General features: G+C 69.7%; 15 protein-coding genes. 11 read left to right on the top strand and 4 right to left on the bottom strand.

Translation table 11 applies throughout. The annotated features are described in order from the left end of the window. The first annotated feature begins 105 nt into the window (after window positions 1–105). Both ACIRQP_RS24595 and ACIRQP_RS24600 read left to right on the top strand, forming a co-directional pair. On the top strand, window positions 106–993 hold the full coding sequence (locus tag ACIRQP_RS24595; RefSeq protein WP_403893276.1) for a hypothetical protein: 888 nt from the start codon (window positions 106–108) through the stop codon (window positions 991–993). A 204-nt stretch (window positions 994–1,197) separates the two neighbouring features. Next, window positions 1,198–2,373 (top strand): epoxide hydrolase family protein, encoded by a 1,176-nt coding sequence (locus ACIRQP_RS24600; protein WP_403893277.1) that lies wholly within the window; start codon window positions 1,198–1,200, stop codon window positions 2,371–2,373. 64 nt (window positions 2,374–2,437) lie between these two features. On the opposite strand, the gene ACIRQP_RS24605 is transcribed toward ACIRQP_RS24600, so the two are convergent. After that, window positions 2,438–3,457, bottom strand: a complete 1,020-nt coding sequence (locus ACIRQP_RS24605; RefSeq protein ID WP_403893278.1) for a helix-turn-helix transcriptional regulator — start codon at window positions 3,455–3,457, stop codon at window positions 2,438–2,440. 101 nt (window positions 3,458–3,558) lie between these two features. Here ACIRQP_RS24605 and ACIRQP_RS24610 point away from each other — a divergent pair, with 101 nt between their 5' ends. The 3 genes from ACIRQP_RS24610 to ACIRQP_RS24620 all read left to right on the top strand — a co-directional run bounded on the left by ACIRQP_RS24610 (window position 3,559) and on the right by ACIRQP_RS24620 (window position 5,670). Next, window positions 3,559–4,137, top strand: coding sequence for a DinB family protein (locus tag ACIRQP_RS24610; RefSeq protein ID WP_403893342.1), 579 nt, complete (start codon window positions 3,559–3,561; stop codon window positions 4,135–4,137). Window positions 4,138–4,345: 208 nt separating this feature from the next. Then, a complete protein-coding gene (locus tag ACIRQP_RS24615) occupies window positions 4,346–4,573 on the top strand; it encodes a hypothetical protein (RefSeq protein ID WP_403893279.1) in 228 nt (75 codons plus the stop codon). Next, window positions 4,570–5,670 carry a winged helix DNA-binding domain-containing protein gene (locus ACIRQP_RS24620; protein WP_403893280.1) on the top strand — a complete coding sequence of 367 codons (1,101 nt, stop codon included), beginning with the start codon at window positions 4,570–4,572 and terminating at the stop codon, window positions 5,668–5,670. The genes ACIRQP_RS24615 and ACIRQP_RS24620 overlap by 4 nt, the downstream gene beginning before the upstream one ends. Window positions 5,671–5,780: 110 nt before the next feature. Here ACIRQP_RS24620 and ACIRQP_RS24625 read toward each other — a convergent pair whose 3' ends face one another. Together ACIRQP_RS24625 and ACIRQP_RS24630 are read right to left on the bottom strand one after the other, a co-directional pair. Then, entirely contained in the window at window positions 5,781–6,227 is a 447-nt protein-coding gene (locus ACIRQP_RS24625) for a DUF2690 domain-containing protein (RefSeq protein WP_403893281.1), read from the bottom strand. A 531-nt stretch (window positions 6,228–6,758) separates the two neighbouring features. Next, the gene (locus ACIRQP_RS24630; protein WP_403893282.1) at window positions 6,759–7,703 is read right to left on the bottom strand and encodes an aldo/keto reductase; all 945 of its coding nucleotides are present in this window, start codon (window positions 7,701–7,703) and stop codon (window positions 6,759–6,761) included. Window positions 7,704–7,786: 83 nt separating this feature from the next. On the opposite strand from ACIRQP_RS24630, the gene ACIRQP_RS24635 reads away from it, so the two are divergent. Then, window positions 7,787–8,461 (top strand): TetR/AcrR family transcriptional regulator, encoded by a 675-nt coding sequence (locus ACIRQP_RS24635; RefSeq protein WP_403893283.1) that lies wholly within the window; start codon window positions 7,787–7,789, stop codon window positions 8,459–8,461. On the opposite strand, the gene ACIRQP_RS24640 is transcribed toward ACIRQP_RS24635, so the two are convergent. Beyond that, window positions 8,453–9,538 carry a protein kinase family protein gene (locus tag ACIRQP_RS24640; RefSeq protein ID WP_403893343.1) on the bottom strand — a complete coding sequence of 362 codons (1,086 nt, stop codon included), beginning with the start codon at window positions 9,536–9,538 and terminating at the stop codon, window positions 8,453–8,455. The genes ACIRQP_RS24635 and ACIRQP_RS24640 overlap by 9 nt on opposite strands. A gap of 400 nt (window positions 9,539–9,938) precedes the next feature. Here ACIRQP_RS24640 and ACIRQP_RS24645 point away from each other — a divergent pair, with 400 nt between their 5' ends. Genes ACIRQP_RS24645 through ACIRQP_RS24665 form a run of 5 tightly spaced genes read left to right on the top strand, consistent with a single transcriptional unit; the run spans window position 9,939 to window position 16,360 of the window. After that, complete coding sequence (locus ACIRQP_RS24645) at window positions 9,939–11,342, top strand: aldehyde dehydrogenase family protein (RefSeq protein WP_403893284.1); 1,404 nt, start codon at window positions 9,939–9,941, stop codon at window positions 11,340–11,342. Further along, the gene (locus ACIRQP_RS24650) at window positions 11,339–12,862 is read left to right on the top strand and encodes a sugar ABC transporter ATP-binding protein (protein ID WP_403893285.1); all 1,524 of its coding nucleotides are present in this window, start codon (window positions 11,339–11,341) and stop codon (window positions 12,860–12,862) included. Before ACIRQP_RS24645 ends, ACIRQP_RS24650 begins: the two co-directional genes overlap by 4 nt. After that, complete coding sequence (locus ACIRQP_RS24655; protein WP_403893286.1) at window positions 12,859–13,923, top strand: ABC transporter permease; 1,065 nt, start codon at window positions 12,859–12,861, stop codon at window positions 13,921–13,923. The genes ACIRQP_RS24650 and ACIRQP_RS24655 overlap by 4 nt, the downstream gene beginning before the upstream one ends. Further along, window positions 13,920–14,897 carry a sugar ABC transporter substrate-binding protein gene (locus ACIRQP_RS24660; RefSeq protein WP_403893287.1) on the top strand — a complete coding sequence of 326 codons (978 nt, stop codon included), beginning with the start codon at window positions 13,920–13,922 and terminating at the stop codon, window positions 14,895–14,897. The genes ACIRQP_RS24655 and ACIRQP_RS24660 overlap by 4 nt, the downstream gene beginning before the upstream one ends. Next, window positions 14,897–16,360, top strand: a complete 1,464-nt coding sequence (locus ACIRQP_RS24665; protein ID WP_403893288.1) for a mucin-5B — start codon at window positions 14,897–14,899, stop codon at window positions 16,358–16,360. Before ACIRQP_RS24660 ends, ACIRQP_RS24665 begins: the two co-directional genes overlap by 1 nt. The last annotated feature ends 242 nt before the right edge of the window (window positions 16,361–16,602 follow it).

A 16,602-nucleotide genomic window follows, 5' to 3' on the forward strand; every position in this document is an offset into this window, starting at 1 on the left:
CCCGGGGGCAGTGCGTCACAGGGGCGGCGGGAGTTCCGCACTGTCCGCGCGGCTTCCGCTCGTCGTCGTCAGTACCGTCAGCACCGTCAGTCCCCGGGGGGACCCATGCGTACGAAGACCGGACGCACCGTCAATCCGCTCGTCCTGCTCGGCCTGTTCACCGCCGTAGGCGGTGCCGTTGTCGGCTGTGGCGGCGACAAGGCGGCCGACCGGGAGGCCCGTGCCCGCGAGGTCGCCGGAGCCTGGGACGGTTCCGAGGCCGCCAAGGCGTGGGGCGGTGGCTACTACCCGATGGGGGATGCGGTCCAGCTGCCCGGGAACGGCTTCCGCGGTGATGCCGACAAACGCGCCTACGAGACCCAGAACTTCGTCCTGCGCGGCGAACTTCCCGCCACCCCGCGCAAGGACGGACAGGTGAGATGGGAGAGCGGCGGCTCACTCACGCTGCCGCTGACGGGGGCGCGGACGGCGTACGAGAGGGTGGCCGGCGGCAGCAACGACGGACCGCGTCTCACCGTGACCGGGGCGAAGCTGGGCGAGATGACCCTCGCCACCAGTCGTGGCCCGGCGACCGTCCCGGCCTGGCTGTTCTCTCTGGAGGGCTACGACACTCCGCTCAAGCGAGTAGCCCTCGGCCCGTCGAAGCTTCCCGCGCCGCCGATCAAGCCGGCCGAGGAGGTGTCCGCCGACGAGCTGACGCAGCTCGGCCGGCTGGTCGAGGTGGCCGGGGACGGCCGGTCCGTCACCGTGGTGGCCAACCACGGATCCTGCGACGACGGCCCCGCCGTGGACGTGCTGGAGACGAGTGGCAGCGTGGTGCTGTCCGCGTCCGTCGTCGGGACGAAGGACGGTCCCTGCACTGCCGATATGCGCCACGAAGAGCTGACGGTGAAGCTGGACCGGCCAATCGGCGACCGTATCCTCCTGGACGCGTTCACGGGCCGACCGGTGCCGTACGGGCAGCCGAACCAGCCCTCGCCGAGCTGGAGCTGACCTGCCGTCGGAGCGAGCCGGCCGCGTCACCGTTCCAGGCTTCACCGCGAGACGGAGAGCGGCCGTCGGGTCCGTAGGCACACGCTCGACCGGGCACGGCGATGTGCTGCCCACGCTGCCGGTCGATGGCTACGTCGCCGGCGTCCGGCGTGTGTGCCGTCGACGGTGGAATCGAGGCCACGCCTTCCCCATAGGATTGATGCCATGCCCGACGCCGCCCCCCGCCCCGAGCCGTTCGTTCCGCAGACCGCCCCCGCGGCGCTGGAGGACCTCCGCGCGCGGCTGCGCGCGACGCGCTGGCCGGACGCGCCCGAGGACGCCGGGTGGTCGCTCGGGACCGACCTCGCCCACCTCCGCGAGCTCGTCGCCTACTGGGCGGACGGTTTCGACTGGCCGGCGCAGGAGGCGGCGCTCGCCCGGCTTCCCCACTTCCGCGTCCCGCTCGGCGGCCTCGGGATCCACTACGTGCACGTCCGGGCCGTCGCGCCCGCCGGGCCCGTCCTGCCGCTCGTCCTCAGCCACGGCTGGCCGGACTCGTTCTGGCGCTACACGAAGGTCATCCCACTCCTCACCGATCCCGGCGCGCACGGCGCCGACCCGGCCGACGCGTTCGACGTGGTCGTGCCCGACATGCCGGGCTACGGATACTCCGACCGCCCCACCGGCGCGCCGCTCGACTCCATCGCCGTCGCCGGACTGTGGGCCGAGCTCATGGGCGTCCTCGGCTACCCGCGATTCGGGGCGGCGGGTGGCGACATCGGCAGCCACGTGAGCCGTTACCTCGGGCTCGACCACTCCGACCGGGTCGTGGCCGTCCACCGCATGGACGCGGGCCTGCCCGTCTTCACCGGGGACCCGGCGGATCTCGAGCCCGAGGAGCGCGCCTGGTTCGAGGGCGTCGCGACCTGGGGCGCGACCGAGGGCGCCTACGCCGCCATGCACCGCACGAAGCCGCAGACCGCTGCCTTCGGGCTCACCGACTCGCCGGCCGGGCTCGCCGCGTGGATCGTCGAGAAGCTCCGGGCGTGGAGCGACTGCGACGGCGATGTCGAACGGTGCTTCACGAAGGACGAGATCCTCACGAACATCACGCTCTATTGGCTTACGGGGACGATCGGCTCGTCCATGCGCATGTACCACGCGAACGCCGCGATCCCGCCCGCGCAGCACGCGCGCCGGGTCGAGGTGCCGTCCGGTTTCTCGCTCTTCCCCGGCGACATCGTCCGACCGCCGCGGGCATGGATCGAGCGCACGGCGAACGCCGCGCGCGTGACCGAGCCCGCGCGCGGCGGGCACTTCGCGCCGTTCGAGGAGCCCGAGCTCTACGCGGAGGAGTTGCGCGCGTTCTTCCGCCCGTACCGGGTGGCGGCGACGGGCTGAGCGCCCCGCCGCGCGCGGGCGCCGCCGACGGGGCTCGACACGTAGCGTGCGCATGGCGCATGGCTCATGGCACCGGGGGCGGCATGGCGGGCGCGTCGGTCGCGGCGTTGGCGTAGCGGCGGGCCAGGTACCCGAAGGCGTCCTTGAGTTCGGCCGGGCCGACGACCTCGATGTCGGCGTCGAACCGGCCGATGGTGGCCGCCAGGCCGGGCCATGACCACGAGCCCAGAACGAGCCGGCAGCGGTCCGGACCGAGTTCTTCGACGACTCCGTCGCGGGTGTAGCGCGACACGGCGGCGGCGGGCAGGTCGAGGATCACCTCGCCGCGGCAGGGCCAGTCGCCGGCGCCGTCGGAGCCCTGGAACCTGCCGGCCACGAAAGCCGCCACGTTCCCTCCGGGCAGTTCACGCGGGGTGAAGCGGGGCCCCGTGGGGATACGCGGGGTGATCCGGTCCGCTCGGAAGGTTCGCCAGTCCTCACGGTCGAGGTCCCAGGCGACGAGATACCACCGCCCGCCCCAGGTGACGAGGTGGTGGGGCTGCACCCTGCGCGGCGGGGGTTCGGCGCGGTCGTCGCCGGTGGCTCCCGGTGGAGATGCGGGGGCGTAGTCGAAGCGCAGCACCTCGCGGGTGTGGACGGCGGCGCTGAGTGCCATGAGCAGGCTGCTGCCGACCTGGGGGTTCGGCCGGATCGCGGGCGGCTCGACGGTGGTGACCCGGAGGGTGTCGATACGGTGGCGCAGCCGGGCGGGCATGACCTGCCGGACCGTGGTCAGCGCGCGTGCCGCGGCTTGCTCGATGCCGGCGCCGGTGGTGGTGGCGATCTGGAGCGCGACGGCGAGGGCCACGGCCTGCTCGTCGTCGAACAGCAGCGGGGGCAGCTCCGTGCCGGCGTCGAGCCGGTACCCCCCGTCGGGCCCCTTGAAAGCCGCTATGGGATAGCCGAGTTCGCGCAGGCGGTCGACATCGCGGCGCACGGTGCGCGGGCTGACGTCCAGCCGCTCGGCCAGCAGCGCCCCGGGCCAGTCCCGGCGCGCCTGGAGCAGGGAGAGCAGCGAGAGCAGTCGTGCTGAAGTCTTCGGCATGTCTTCCATGGTGCCGTGAGAAGAGGCCACATCCTGTCCGCTTCTGCTGCGACTGTTGTCTCGTGCCAGACAACGAGAACGAAACGAAGGACCTGATCACCGTGACCGCCACGACCACGCCCCCCTCCACCCTCGACGCCGAGCGGACCGACCTGCTCGCCCAGCTCGCGGCCGCGCGACGCGCGCTGACCAACACGGTGCGCGGGCTCAGTGATGAGCAGGCCGGCGAGCGCCCGACGGTCAGTGCGCTGTGTCTGGGCGGGCTGATCAAGCATGTCGCGTCCATCGAGGAGGGATGGATGCGCTTCGCGGTCGAGGGCCCGTCGGCCCTGCGTTACGACCTGCCCGACGGCGTCACCTGGGAAGACTTCGCGGCCGGCACCGCACACGAATTCCCGCAGTGGGCGATCGACCACCGGAACGACTTCCGGATGCTGCCCGGCGACACACTGACCGGGATCGTCGCACGTTATGAGCGGGTCGCCGCCCGGAGCGAGGAGGTCATCGCCTCCGTGCCCGACCTGTCGGCGACGCACCCGTTGCCGGAGGCGCCGTGGAACGAGCCGGGAGCGGTGCGCAGCGTGCGCCGGGTGCTGACGCACGTCATCGCCGAGACCGCCCAGCACGCCGGGCATGCGGACATCCTGCGCGAGACGCTCGACGGGCAGACGTCAACCTGACCGGTGACGGATCCCGACCGGGTCGGGCCACCGCCCCGACCCGGTGCCGCGCACGGGACGCGGTGAACCGGACGCGGTGAACCAGGGCCTCGGGACGCGGTGGACCAGGACCGGGCGGCGGCTGCCCGTCGGCCGTCCGGTCCTGTGCCCGCCGGCCGTCCGGTCCTGACCCCAGGACATACACGGAATCGAAGGGAACGGCGCCACCGTGAAGATGCGTGAGCCGGGGCGGACCGGTATTCAGGTCAGCTCCTACCGCCCGGACAGCATGATGTCCGGCGACGAGGTCCTCGGCCGGATCGACGAGATCGTGCCGCCCGCCGTCGAACGCGCGGCACCGGGGCGTGTGGCGAGAGCAGCGCCGTCCGCCCCCAGAGCGGTGCCCGTGCCCGCCGCGGTATCGGCCGGCGAGCGTGCCGCGGGCGTGACCCGGTGACCGTTCTCGACACCCGGGCGCTCAACCGCGCGACGCTGGCCCGGCAGTTGCTGCTCGATCGCGCCGACGTACCGGTCCTCGACGCCGTCGCGCACCTCGGCGGTCTGCAGGCGCAGGAACCGCAGGAACCGTTCGTCGGACTCTGGTCGCGGCTGCGCGGGTTCGATCCGGCCGCGCTCTCGGATCTGCTGACCGGACGGCGTGTGGTGCGGACCCATCTCATGCGCCGCACCGTCCACCTCGTCACCGCCGGCGACGCTCTGGCCTGGCGTGCCCGCCACGACACCATGCTGCGCCAACGGGTACTCGGGAACTACCGCCGCGAGCTCGAAGGGATAGACCTCGACGAGCTCGCCGCGGCGGGCCGGGCGGTCATGGCCGACAACGAGCCCCGCTCGATGACCGAGCTCGCGCGGGCGCTCGCCGAGCGCTGGCCCACGCCGGGGTCGCGAGCCCTGGGGGAGATGCTGATCGCCGCCCTCGTCCCGATGGCACAGCTGCCGCCGCGCGGGCTCTGGCGGACGCGGGCGGGGGTGCGCAACGTCCCGCTCTCGTCCTGGCTGGGTCGCGAGATCGACCCTCCGTCACCGGACGGCGCCGATCCTGTGGGCCAGGCGCTGGTACGGCGCTATCTGGCCGTGTTCGGCCCCGCGGCCTCGGCCGACCTGCGCGCCTGGTGCGGCCTCGCCGGGCTGCCTGCCGCGGTCGCCGCGATACGCGAGGAGCTGGTCACCTTCCGCGACGAGCGGGGCCGGGAACTGCTGGACCTCCCCGACGCGCCGCGCCCCGACCCCGGCACACCCGCCCCGGTGCGGTTCCTGCCGGCGTTCGACAACGCGATCCTCGGCTATCACGACCGCGGCCGGATCATCGACGACGCCCACCGCGGCCTGTCGGTCGCGGGCGCTCGCGTTGTCCTGGTCGACGGCCGGGTCGCCGCGACCTGGAACGTCGAGGCAGGCACCGTGATGGTGACCCCGCTGCGCCCCCTCTCCCCGGCCGACCGCGCCGCCGTCGCCGAGCAGGGGCGGGAACTGGCGTCATTCCTCTCCGACAACGACAGCCACCGCGTACGGATCACCGTTCCTCCCCGCTGAGCGACACACCCGCGAGCCTCTTTCCCCGAGCACGGGACCGGGTGGCGCACTCCGGTCGACGCCGTCGGAGGGCTCAGCGCGCGGGCTGTCCCGGCACGACCGCAGGTGAGTCACCGCCACGCGGTGGCCTCGGTGGCGCGTACGCAGTAAGTCTCATAGGTGCTCTCGCCGTTCGATTTCGGGACCGCGCAGGCCGATACCTCGAACTCGCCATCCGTGGTCGCGACCATATTGGTGAACTTGTCGTTCCCGTATTCGATCTCCGCGGTCCGTTTGGTTCCGCCGGTGACCGCCACGGTGACCAGATCTCCTTTGTTGCCTTGCTCGATCCTCGCCCAAACCGCCTCGCATTCCTCGCTGTAACGGATCTGGAGAACAGCGGGGTTACCGACCGTGGGCTTGAACGTGCGTGCGTCCTCCGCACACCCCTGATTCTGTGGATTCTTGCCCTCACACGCTTCGCCGGGGCAGGTCGGCTCATCGAGGAGGGTCTTTATCCAGTGTTCCCCGAGCGGGGTCAGAACGGCCCCCGCGACCGCCCCCACGGCGGCGGACACCAAGGCCAAGGCCGCGGCGTTGCGGTTCAGATTGAGCCGGAGACGTCTCCTGGAAGCCGGTGACGGGGGCGCGGGATCGGGGGTCGCCGGTGAGCCGCCCTCGGTGTCACTCGCCGTCATGGATCACCTCTATGAAATTGACGGTGAATCAGGTGAAGAATCAGATTCTTTGCCTCTTCTCTTGGAGTCAAGGGGCGGAATGGGAGTGAAGGAAGCATCAAGTCCGCTACGCGTGCGCCCCGCGAACGCCTGCACCACCCGCTCGTCGGCGATCTCACTCCTGCTGCGACCCGCCGAACACGCCGAGGCGAATGAGTTCACCCGGCTCTGGACGGACCCCGAGACCGTGGTCGGATCGGTACCGATGGATCCGAAGTCCCGGTTCGGCGGTCGCCGAGAAGTGTCCTATTCCCTTCTGCCCGAGTACTGGGGCCATGGATACGCCCGCGAAGTCGTAGCCGCCATAGGTGTGTCGACCCGCGGGGTGATGGCAGCGAACCGGGGTGCGCAGTGGGCGTTTCCCGGCGTAGGTCAGCCGAGCGATATGTCCGCCGAGCGTGACGGGACGGCGTCGAGCGCGTCGAGCGTCGCGTCGTCGAGCGCGATGCTGCCCGCGGCGACGTTCGCTTCGAGATGGCCGGCGTCGGCGGTGCCCGGGATGAGAAGCACGTTCGGGGCGTGTCGAAGCAGCCAGGCGAGGCCGACCTGTGAAGGGGTGCTGTCGAGGGACTGCGCCGCGGCGCGCACGGCCGGCTCGTCGGTCACCTTCGGTATGCCGGGGAACGCGCCGCCGAGCGGGAAGTACGGAACCCAGGCGATCCCCTCGGCGAGGCAGAGTTCCAGCATGTCCTCGTCCTCGCGGGTCACGAGGCTGTAGGCGTTCTGCACGCAGGCGATGCCTGCCGGGATCGCCCGGCGCAGGATGTCGAGAGTCACGCTGCTCAGCCCGATCGAGCCGATCTTGCCCTCATCGCGCATCGCGACCATCACCGCGAGCTGGTCGTCGAGGTCGACCACCTGGTCCGCCTCGGGCCGGAGGCCGGGGCCGGTGTCGAGGCGGCGCAGGTTCACGGTCGGGATCCGGTCGACATCGAGGCTCGTGAGGTTGTCCTCGACGCTGGCCCGGAGCTCTTGGGGCCGCTGTGCGGGACGAAGCGGGAGGGGGCCGCCGGGGTTCGGGTCGGCGCCGACCTTGCTGACGACGAGGACGCCGTCCTCGGGGCGGATCGCCTCACGGATAAGCCCGTTGACGAGACCGTCGCCGTAGAACTGGGCGGTGTCGATGTGGTCGACGCCGAGTTCGACCGCGCGGCGCAGGAGCGCGATGGCGGCGCCGCGGTCGCCCCGGAGGCGCTCAAGCTGCATCGCACCGTAGCCGACGCGGGAAACGGGGCGGTCGGCGAGCAGGCCGCGGCCTCCAGGACGCGGCACCCCGGTGGCTGTGACCTCGGGGGACGGCGTGCTGCTGGGTGTCATGGAATTCCGTCCTCGTGAGATGATAAAAGAAGCGGAGGGACCTCCGCTAATGGGACTGTAGCACTACCGGAGGTGCCTCCGCTTTGAGTCTGCCCGAACCGACGCCCACTGGCGTTCAAGCCGATCTGCCCGCCGGTGCCGATCGCCCGGTCCGCGCCGACGCGCGGCGCAACCGCGAGAAGCTCGTCGCCGCCGCCAGAGCCGCCTTCGCGGCCGCCGACGACACCGTCACGCTGGAGAGCATCGCCCGCGAGGCCGGGGTCGGAATCGGCACGCTCTACCGCCACTTTCCGACCCGCGAGGCACTCGTCGAGGCCGTCTACGCCGCCGAACTCGACGACGTCGCCACGAGCGCCCCCGGCCTGCTCGACAAGCTCCCGCCCGAGGTCGCGCTCCGTGCGTGGATGGACGGCTACGCGGCATTCGTCGCGACGAAGCGCGGGATGATCGACACGCTCCGCACCGGCTGGGCCTCGGGGCGGATCGCGACACCGACCACACGGGAGCGCGTCACCGCCGCGATCGGAACGATCCTTGCGCAGGGAGCACGCGAAGGTTCACTTCGCGCGGACGTCGATCCCGGGGACGTCACCACGATGCTTCTCGGCGTATTCCTCGCCACGGCGGCCGGCCACACTCCTGAGCGGACCGGTCGGCTGCTCGACCTCGTCGTCGACGCACTGCGCCCGGGAGACGACGCACCGAACCTCGCCGAACGGGACTTTCGCGACACGCCCCAGGGTCTGTCTTCAAAATAGCGCCGTCCGCCCGAGGGGCGGGCCTGGCGGCGTCCGGTGTGTACGGTCGATCCGGCGGATCTCCTCCAGTGGGTACGGGGTCTCCCTGCTCTCGTTGCGGAGCTTGCCGAAGAAGTCCGACATCAGGGCGGCGAACGGCGCGTTGCGGGTGAGGATCGCCGCGGCCGCCTCCGGGACTCCCGTGGGGCGCTCGCCTCGGGCATACGCGCGTACCTGCGCCTCGCGGTCGTCCCTCCCGTATCCGTACAGAGCGGTGACCAGCCAGTTCGCCAGGTAGCCGGCCGTGTAACAGCGGTCGTAGGTCTGATGCCGGTCGAAGAAGTCGACGTGGTCCCGCGACAGCTCGAAGCGGGACGAGATCGCCAGGCCGTAGTCCGCGAAGTAGAGGCGCCGGCCGTCGGTCAGGATGTTCTCGAAGTGCGCGTCGAAGTGCAGGAGTCCGTGGGCGTTCATGAACGAGGTGCCGGCCTCCAGGTCCTTCTCGACCATGACGCAGGCGCGGTCGGTGGTCTCCTCACCTGTTTCGATCTGAGCGGTCATCCACTGGTGCAGGTTCTGCGGGATGTACTCCAGGAACAGCGCGACGCTCGCCGAGGACCGCTGGAGAGCCCGGATCCGGCGGCGCACCCCCGGTCCGCCTCCCCAGTAGGCAACAGTCCTTTCGACGTCGGCCAGTTCATCGGGCAGAGGCGTCGAGTCCGGCACCACGCGCCAGTGGTACATCAGGGGGAAGCCCTCGTATTCCCCCGCGAGCACCCAGTTCGTCGTCATGGCGTGCACGGCGAGCTCTCTCCAGGCCCCGAAGCCCGGCCCGCCGACGCCGTACTGGCAGAAGACGGGCAGCTCGAACAGGTTCGCCGTGGACCGGACGTGCTCGGGTCGCCTTTCCAGATCGGTGAGGGGCACCCGCTTCACGAAGACCGGGGTTCCGGCGACCTCCAGCAGAGCCGATTTCCCGCCGATGCCGGAACCGATCGGCACGGCCGTATCCACCAGCTCGCTCAGAGCGCGATCACTGTACAGGGCCAGGGATGTGGAGACGGCGCCATGGGCGGTGAGACGCGCGCCGCGCGACATGTCAGGGACTTTCACTGCTGCCTCCACCTGGGCGTCTACCGTGATCCCGCATCGGCCGCGGAACTCCGCCGAGCGGCGCCCGCGCTCGACACGTAGCTCTGGGGCCTTGCCCCCGGAGTGCGACGCCTGGCCCCCGGAGTACGACGAGGGTACGCGGTGGCCGCGGTGACAGAGCTGCCGTACGACTTCCCGCCCGCCACCGTGCTGCAACCTACTTACTTGCCAAAAGCACCGCCCGGAACGCCTGGCCAATGCAGTATTTGCCGTCTTCAAGAGTGACTGAAAGGCGACGGGCAAGCATTTTGTCACCGCTGTTGACTAACTACGGGGTGGGTGTCAGCATCGCTGCGACTTCTGGAGATTCGTCTGCCCGGTCAAGATCGCACAGGAGAGCCGACGTATGACGTCCCGCACCACTGCTGTGTCCGTACACAATCCAGGAACAGGTGAAGTCCTGGGCGAGATCGAGGACTTCACAGCCGAGCGCATCGGCGCCGCACTCGAAGCCGCGGCGAACGGTCAACGCGCCATGGCCGCGCTACCCGCCCACGCGAGGGCACAACTCCTGCTGAAGGCAGCGGAGTTGATCGAAGGAGAGGCGGACGGGCTCGCCCGCCGGCTCGCCGCGGAGAACGGCAAGCCGGTCTTCCAGACCACCGAAGAGGTCCGCGCCGCCATCAGGATCTTCCGTGGCTTCGCGGGCGAGGCCACCCGGCTTCTCGGGAGGCAGATTCCCCTCGACGCGGTGCCGGGCCTCGAACGCCATCTCGCCGTCACGATCCGCGAACCCCTCGGCCCTGTCGCCGCGTTGGTGCCCTTCAACTATCCCGTCGAGCTGTACGCGCACAAGGCGGCCGCGGCACTCGCCGCGGGCAACGCGGTGCTCGTTCACCCGCCCGTGCGGTGCCCGCTCACACTCATCCGGATCGCGGAACTCATCGCCGCCGCCGGCTTCCCCGACGGCGCGCACCAACTGCTCACCGGCGGGGTACATGTCTCCCAGGAACTGGCCACCAGGGCGGGCGCCGCGGCGATCAGCCTGACGGGATCCACCACCGCCGGCCGGGAGATAGCCCGCCGTGCCGCGGACACCCTCAAGAAGGTCCATCTCGAACTCGGCGGCAATGACGCCCTGATCGTCTGCGACGACGCCGACATCGAAGCCGCGGCGCAGGCCGTGATCCTGGGACGCCTCGCACGCGGCAACGGGCAGATCTGCTGCGCGGTCAAGCGCGTATACGTCCAAAGCGGCGTGCACGACGCCTTCGTGGACGCCCTCCTGTCGGGCGCCGCCAAGCTCAGCGTCGGCGATCAGCTCGCCGACGGCACCGATGTGGGCCCGCTCATCAGTGAGGCCGCCGCCCAGCGCGTGGAGCAGGCCGTGGGCACCCTTGTCTCGGACGGTGCCCGCAAAGTGGCGGGCGGCGCCCGCCGTGGCGCCTTCTACGATCCCGCCGTCCTCGTCGACGTGCCCACCGACAGCGCTGCCTTCAACGAGGAGATTTTCGGACCCGTCGCCCCCGTGGCCCGCTTCGAGGACCCGCTGGACGCCGTGCGGATGGCCAACGCCTCCCCGTACGGGCTCCAGGCCGCCGTCTTCACCCGGGACATCCAGCGCGCCTTCACTCTCGCCGGCCGGCTCGAAGTGGGCGGCGTCGTGATCAACGGGAGCACCGCGCTGCGTGCCGAGAACCTGCCCTTCGGCGGTCCCAAGGACACGGGCGGTTCCGCCGAGGGCCTGCACGACACGGCTCTGGAGTTCACCCGGCAGAAGACGGTCATTGTGATGGAGGCCTTCCGGTGAGCGGTGCGCCCGCTCCGCCGGCTCTCGACGTGCGCGGGGTGCACAAGTCGTACGGTGCCACCAAGGTGTTGCACGGCGTGGACCTCAAGGGCCACGCCGGTGACGTGCTCGCCGTGGTCGGCGCGAACGGCGCGGGAAAGTCCACCCTCATCAAAATCCTCGCGGGCGCGGAGCGGATGAGCAGCGGTGAACTGCGCCTCGACGGGGAGACCGTCGCATTGCGCTCCCCGCACGACGCGCACACCCATGGCATCAGGACCGTCCACCAGGAGCTCACCCTCGTCCCTGAACTGTCCGTCACGGAGAACCTGTTGATGGGCCATTATCCGCGCATGCTCGGCGGCCTCATCAACTGGCGGGCCGCGCACGCCCGCGCCCGGGTACTCCTGGAGGACATCGGATTCGGGGCGATCGATCCTCGGACCAAGGCAGGAGCCCTCACCGTCGCGCGCCAGCAGATGGTGGAGATCGCCAAGGCCCTGGTGGACGAGAACGGAGAGCCGAGGGTGCTGGTCCTCGACGAGCCGTCGGCAGTGCTCGCGGGCGCGGACCTGGACGCCCTGTTCGCTCTGATCCGAAGGCTTCAGGAGCGCGGCGTGGTCATTGTCTACGTGTCGCACCGGCTCGCCGAGGTCACCGAACTGGCCACCACCATCGTCGTCATCAAGGACGGCCGGGTCGTCGTCGAGACCACACCGCGCCACACGGACGAGAACGAGATGATCCGTCTGATGGCGGGACGCCGTCCACAGCAGCTGTACCCCGACCGGCGCACCGACGTGGGCCGGGAACTGCTCTCGGTCCAGGGGCTCAGCAGACCAGGTGAGTTCGATGATGTCTCCTTCGCCCTGCGGGCCGGTGAGATCACCGGACTGTTCGGCCTGGTCGGGTCGGGCCGCAGCGAGCTGGCTCACTGCGTCTTCGGTGCCCGGCGTGCGGCCGCGGGGACGATCAGGGCCGAGGGCTCACGCACCGACCGGTTCCGCAGCCCCAAGGAAGCCATCGGGGCGGGGCTCGCGCTGGTCACGGAGGACCGCAAGCGCACCGGTCTGGTCCTCGGCCTCAGCACGGAGGACAACATCGGCCTGACCACACTCAAGACGGCGACCAGGGGACCTCTGCTGGACACGGCCCGGCGCAGGCGGGAGGCCCTGGCGATGTCCGAACGTCTCGACATCAGGCCCGCTCATTCCCCGCGGTTGCCCGTACGCGCGCTCAGCGGCGGCAACCAGCAAAAGGCCGTACTGGCGAAGTGGCTGCTCACGTCACCCCGCGTGCTCCTCCTCGATGAGCCGACCCGTGGTGTCGACATGGCGACCCGTGTGGAGATCTACCGAATGCTCGACGAACTCGCCCGCGACGGAATGGCCGTCCTGCTCATCTCGTCCGACCTCACCGAGGTACTCGGCGCCACCGACCGCGTGCTGGTGATGCACGAGGGACGGATCGCCGCCGAGCTTCCCTCTGGCCGTACGTCCGAGGACTCCGTCCTCGCCCACGCGATCGGACACGCCGCATGACGGACCAACTCTCGGCTTCTCCGAAGGATTCCGAGCATCTCTCGAAGAACGGCGCCGACGGGGTGGCAGGAGGCCCGCGGCTGCCCAGGCTCAGGGTGGCGGGGCGCGACATCACCCTGGAAGTGGGCCTGACCGCGCTGCTCGTCGTCTTCATCGCGATCGCCGGTGCGACCACCGACGCCTTCCTCACCGAGGCGAACGTGACGAATCTGCTCAAGCAGATGGTCACCACCGGACTGCTCGCTTTCGGCATGCTCACCGTGATCCTGACGGGCGGCATCGACCTTTCGGTCGGCTCGGTGGTCGCCTTCTCCGGCATTCTCGCAGCGGGTCTGTCCGCCGGGTTGCCCGTGTGGCTGGCGATGCTGATCGGAGTGGCGTCGGGCATCGGGTTCGGTCTGGTCAACGGGGCACTTGTGGCCCGCTTCCAGCTCGCCCCCTTCGTGGTGACACTCGCCGCGCTCACCACCATCCGCGGTCTGGCCTTCGTCTACTCGGAGACCCCGGTCGCGCCGGAGAAGGCAGGCTTCTTCGAACTGGGATCCGCCGCGGTAGGCCCTGTGCCTGTTTCCACGATCATCATGATCGCTGTCTTCCTGCTCGGCGGAGTCTTTCTCGGCCGCACCCCGGCAGGCCGCGCACTGACCGCGATCGGCGGCAGCGCGGAGACCGTACGCCTCGCGGGCATCGGCGTACGACGTCATGTGGTGCTCGCTTACACCATCAGCGGCGCCTGTGCCGGACTCGCGGGCGTCATCCTCGCCAGCCGCGTCGGCATCGCCCAGCCCAGCGTGGGCACCGCCTTCGAACTGGACGCCATCGCCGCCTGTGTGATCGGTGGTGCCAGCCTGGCAGGCGGCAAGGGCACCGTGCGCGCCACCTGCGCCGGTGTTCTGGTGCTCGCGCTGATCAACAATCTGCTCAATCTCTATGACGTACAGAGCTTCTGGCAGCAGGTGTTCAAGGGGCTCATCATCGTTGCCGTCATTCTCGTCCAGCGCGCGGGGCGGCTCCGCCCCGCCGCCGGAGCGACGACCCCGGGAAAGGGATCGCTGTCATGATCGCCCACAGCAAGATGCGATGCGCCGGCCTGCTGGCCGGGGCCGTCCTCGTCACCGCCGTGTCGGGCTGCTCGTCCGACGGTGGGAACACGAGCGGCAAGGGGGACGGCGAATACACGGTAGGCGTCGCCAACTTCACTTTGAGCGGACCTTACTTCAACGGTATGGACCGCGCGATCAAGGCTCAGGCGAAGAAGAAGGGCGTCGAGGTCCGCAGCACGGACGCGGGCGGTGACGCGGCCAAGCTCGCCTCGAACGTCGAGGACCTGCTGAGCAAGGGCGTCGACGCGGTCATCATCTCGGGCGGCCCCCTGGAATCGGCCCCCGCCGTCCTCAACGCCATCAAGGCCGCCGGCAAACCGGCCGTGCTTGTCGACCGCAAGTTCAAGACCGGCGACTACACGAGCTGGATCGGCCCCGACAACGAGGCGATCGGCAAGCAGAACGGCGAGTTCCTGGCCGGTCAGCTACCCGACGCCGCCACGGTCGCGATCGTCAAGGGGGGACCCGCCGACAACAGCATCGGCCTGGCCCGCACCAACGGCGTCAAGAGCGCCCTCACCAGCGCCGGACTCAAGATCGTCGAAGCCCCCGACTTCGGAAACTGGAGCTCCGACGGGGGACTGACCGTGACGGAGAGCCTGCTCGCCTCGCACAAGGACATCGACGCGGTGTTCTGCGAAAACGACGCCATGTGCCTGGGCGCCCAGCGCGCCATCAAGGACGCCGGCCGCGACAAGGACATCGTGCTGGCCGGCGTCGACGGCCAGGCAGAAGCCCTCAAGGCCATCTCGGACGGCACGAACTACCTGGTCACCGGCCTCAACGACGCCGATCAGATCGGCAGCCTCGGATTGGACAGGGCCGTCGACATCCTCGACGACAAGAAGACGGAGAAGGACACCGTGGTTCCTTCGCCGCGCGTCACCAAGGAGAACGCCGGCAAGTACTACGACCCGGACGGGGAGTTCTGATGAACCGCACCGACTCGCACCGAACTCGTCTCCCGCTGCGGAGAACACACCGCTACGCGATGACCGCCCTGCTCGGCGGCGCACTCGCCCTCACACCGCTGCTCGCCGTGGCACAGACCTCGGGCGGATCCGCTCCCGCGTCCGTCGAGGCACAGAAGCCGCCCACCCAGAAGCAGAAGTGGAAGCTCCTGCACTCCGAGAACTTCGCCGAGAAGCTCGACCCGGGGAAGGCGCCATGGGTCAGGGAAGCCTACGACAACCCGTTCGACACGGTCATGGACGACAACGGCAAGTGGTACCAGAACGACTACGGTGACGTCTGGAACGAGCAGCTCAACTCCTTCGCCACGTACCGGAAGGAGTTCCCGGTCGGCGAGGACGGCTGGCTGACCGCGTCGCTGTCCGCCCGCGACTGGGACAAGGACGGCACCATCGAGAAGCCGCCGTCCATCATCAACGGCAAAGCGGGCAAGTCCACCGTCGCGAAACTCGACGTCCCCGACCACACGGGCGGCGCCATCTTCCGGCCCACCGAGTCACTTCCCGAGCAGTACCGCATCGAGTACAAGCTCAAGACGCTCGACTTCGGCGGCAAGCGCAACGGAACCATCGACTATGACAACCGCATCAACGGTTACAGCAAGGACGGGTGCAAGACGCAGCACCCCTGGGGCGAGGGCTCCAGAAGCCCCGGCTGGGAGGGCGACGCCGCCGCCCCGTACTGCGAGTGGCAGGACGTCCGCGAGGGCAAGTACGGCTACAACGGGTTCCACTACCTGTCCATCGTGGACTTCGCCGACCCCGCGCCCCGTAACAACCACTTCTGGCACTACCGGCGCAAGGTGCTCATGGACTCCTTCGCCCAGCACCCCGACCGCGTCGGTACGGGCACCGGAGGCCGCGTCTGCAACGCGAAGACCAACGAGTACTACGACTACAAGGACAGCAGCTTCAACACGGTCAACATGTGGATCAGCGGACTGCCGAACTGGGCCCCGGGCCAGGGCGGCCTGGCCGGTAACTCGCAGTGGTTCATGACCAGTTGCTCCAACGGTGTCGCCGAGCAGCAGTTGTCGTCCGCGGCCGAACTCCAACCGGAGCTGATGCCGAACGAGGACTACACCTTCGCGATCGAGCGCGACGAGACCGGCTACACGCTGGAGGCCGGCGGAAACTTCGCTCGCGCCGGACAGCGGACGCTCCGCTTCCACCGCGACTTCATCGTGGACGACAAGCCGATCTGGCACTACAACGTCAAGCCCGACGAGTACGACGGCCGCTACAACAACACCCTTGTCCAGGGCAAGGACCTCAACGGCAAGGCCGAATGGCCTGACCAGTGGCCGAAGGACTCCGCCTACCCGGACTCCTTCGTCATCGGCGACCTTTACACCAATGTGTACGAGGGCAGCGCGAGCCTCACGGACATCAAGCTGTTCGTGCCGAAGCCCGGGAAGAAGTGAACTGACCCACGAAGTCCACGGCTCCGCCTCCTCACCCGGCCACCAGCGGGCGAGGAGGCGGAGCCACGTCACACCGGGCCGCCGGATACGCGACATGGGCGGACTTGGTGTCCTGCCCATACCGAAGGCGACGGGAGCGCCGATGCCTTGATCGGTAATTCGGTGGCGGGGAGGGCGAGTTGACGTGCAGACTCGCTGATCGACCACTTCCCGCGGGATCCGCGCGGTCCAGGAAAGGCACG

It is taken from the genome of Streptomyces sp. NPDC102274 (assembly GCF_044766385.1).
In the GTDB taxonomy this organism is placed as follows: Bacteria; Actinomycetota; Actinomycetes; order Streptomycetales; family Streptomycetaceae; genus Streptomyces.

Coding starts and splice junctions, on each gene's coding strand:
- ACIRQP_RS24595 (WP_403893276.1), top strand. CDS start 106: ATGCGTACGAAGACCGGACGCACCGTCAATCCGCTCGTCCTGCTCGGC.
- ACIRQP_RS24600 (WP_403893277.1), top strand. CDS start 1,198: ATGCCCGACGCCGCCCCCCGCCCCGAGCCGTTCGTTCCGCAGACCGCC.
- ACIRQP_RS24605 (WP_403893278.1), bottom strand. CDS start 3,457: ATGCCGAAGACTTCAGCACGACTGCTCTCGCTGCTCTCCCTGCTCCAG.
- ACIRQP_RS24630 (WP_403893282.1), bottom strand. CDS start 7,703: ATGACACCCAGCAGCACGCCGTCCCCCGAGGTCACAGCCACCGGGGTG.
- ACIRQP_RS24640 (WP_403893343.1), bottom strand. CDS start 9,538: ATGTCGCGCGGCGCGCGTCTCACCGCCCATGGCGCCGTCTCCACATCC.
- ACIRQP_RS24645 (WP_403893284.1), top strand. CDS start 9,939: ATGACGTCCCGCACCACTGCTGTGTCCGTACACAATCCAGGAACAGGT.
- ACIRQP_RS24655 (WP_403893286.1), top strand. CDS start 12,859: ATGACGGACCAACTCTCGGCTTCTCCGAAGGATTCCGAGCATCTCTCG.
- ACIRQP_RS24660 (WP_403893287.1), top strand. CDS start 13,920: ATGATCGCCCACAGCAAGATGCGATGCGCCGGCCTGCTGGCCGGGGCC.
- ACIRQP_RS24665 (WP_403893288.1), top strand. CDS start 14,897: ATGAACCGCACCGACTCGCACCGAACTCGTCTCCCGCTGCGGAGAACA.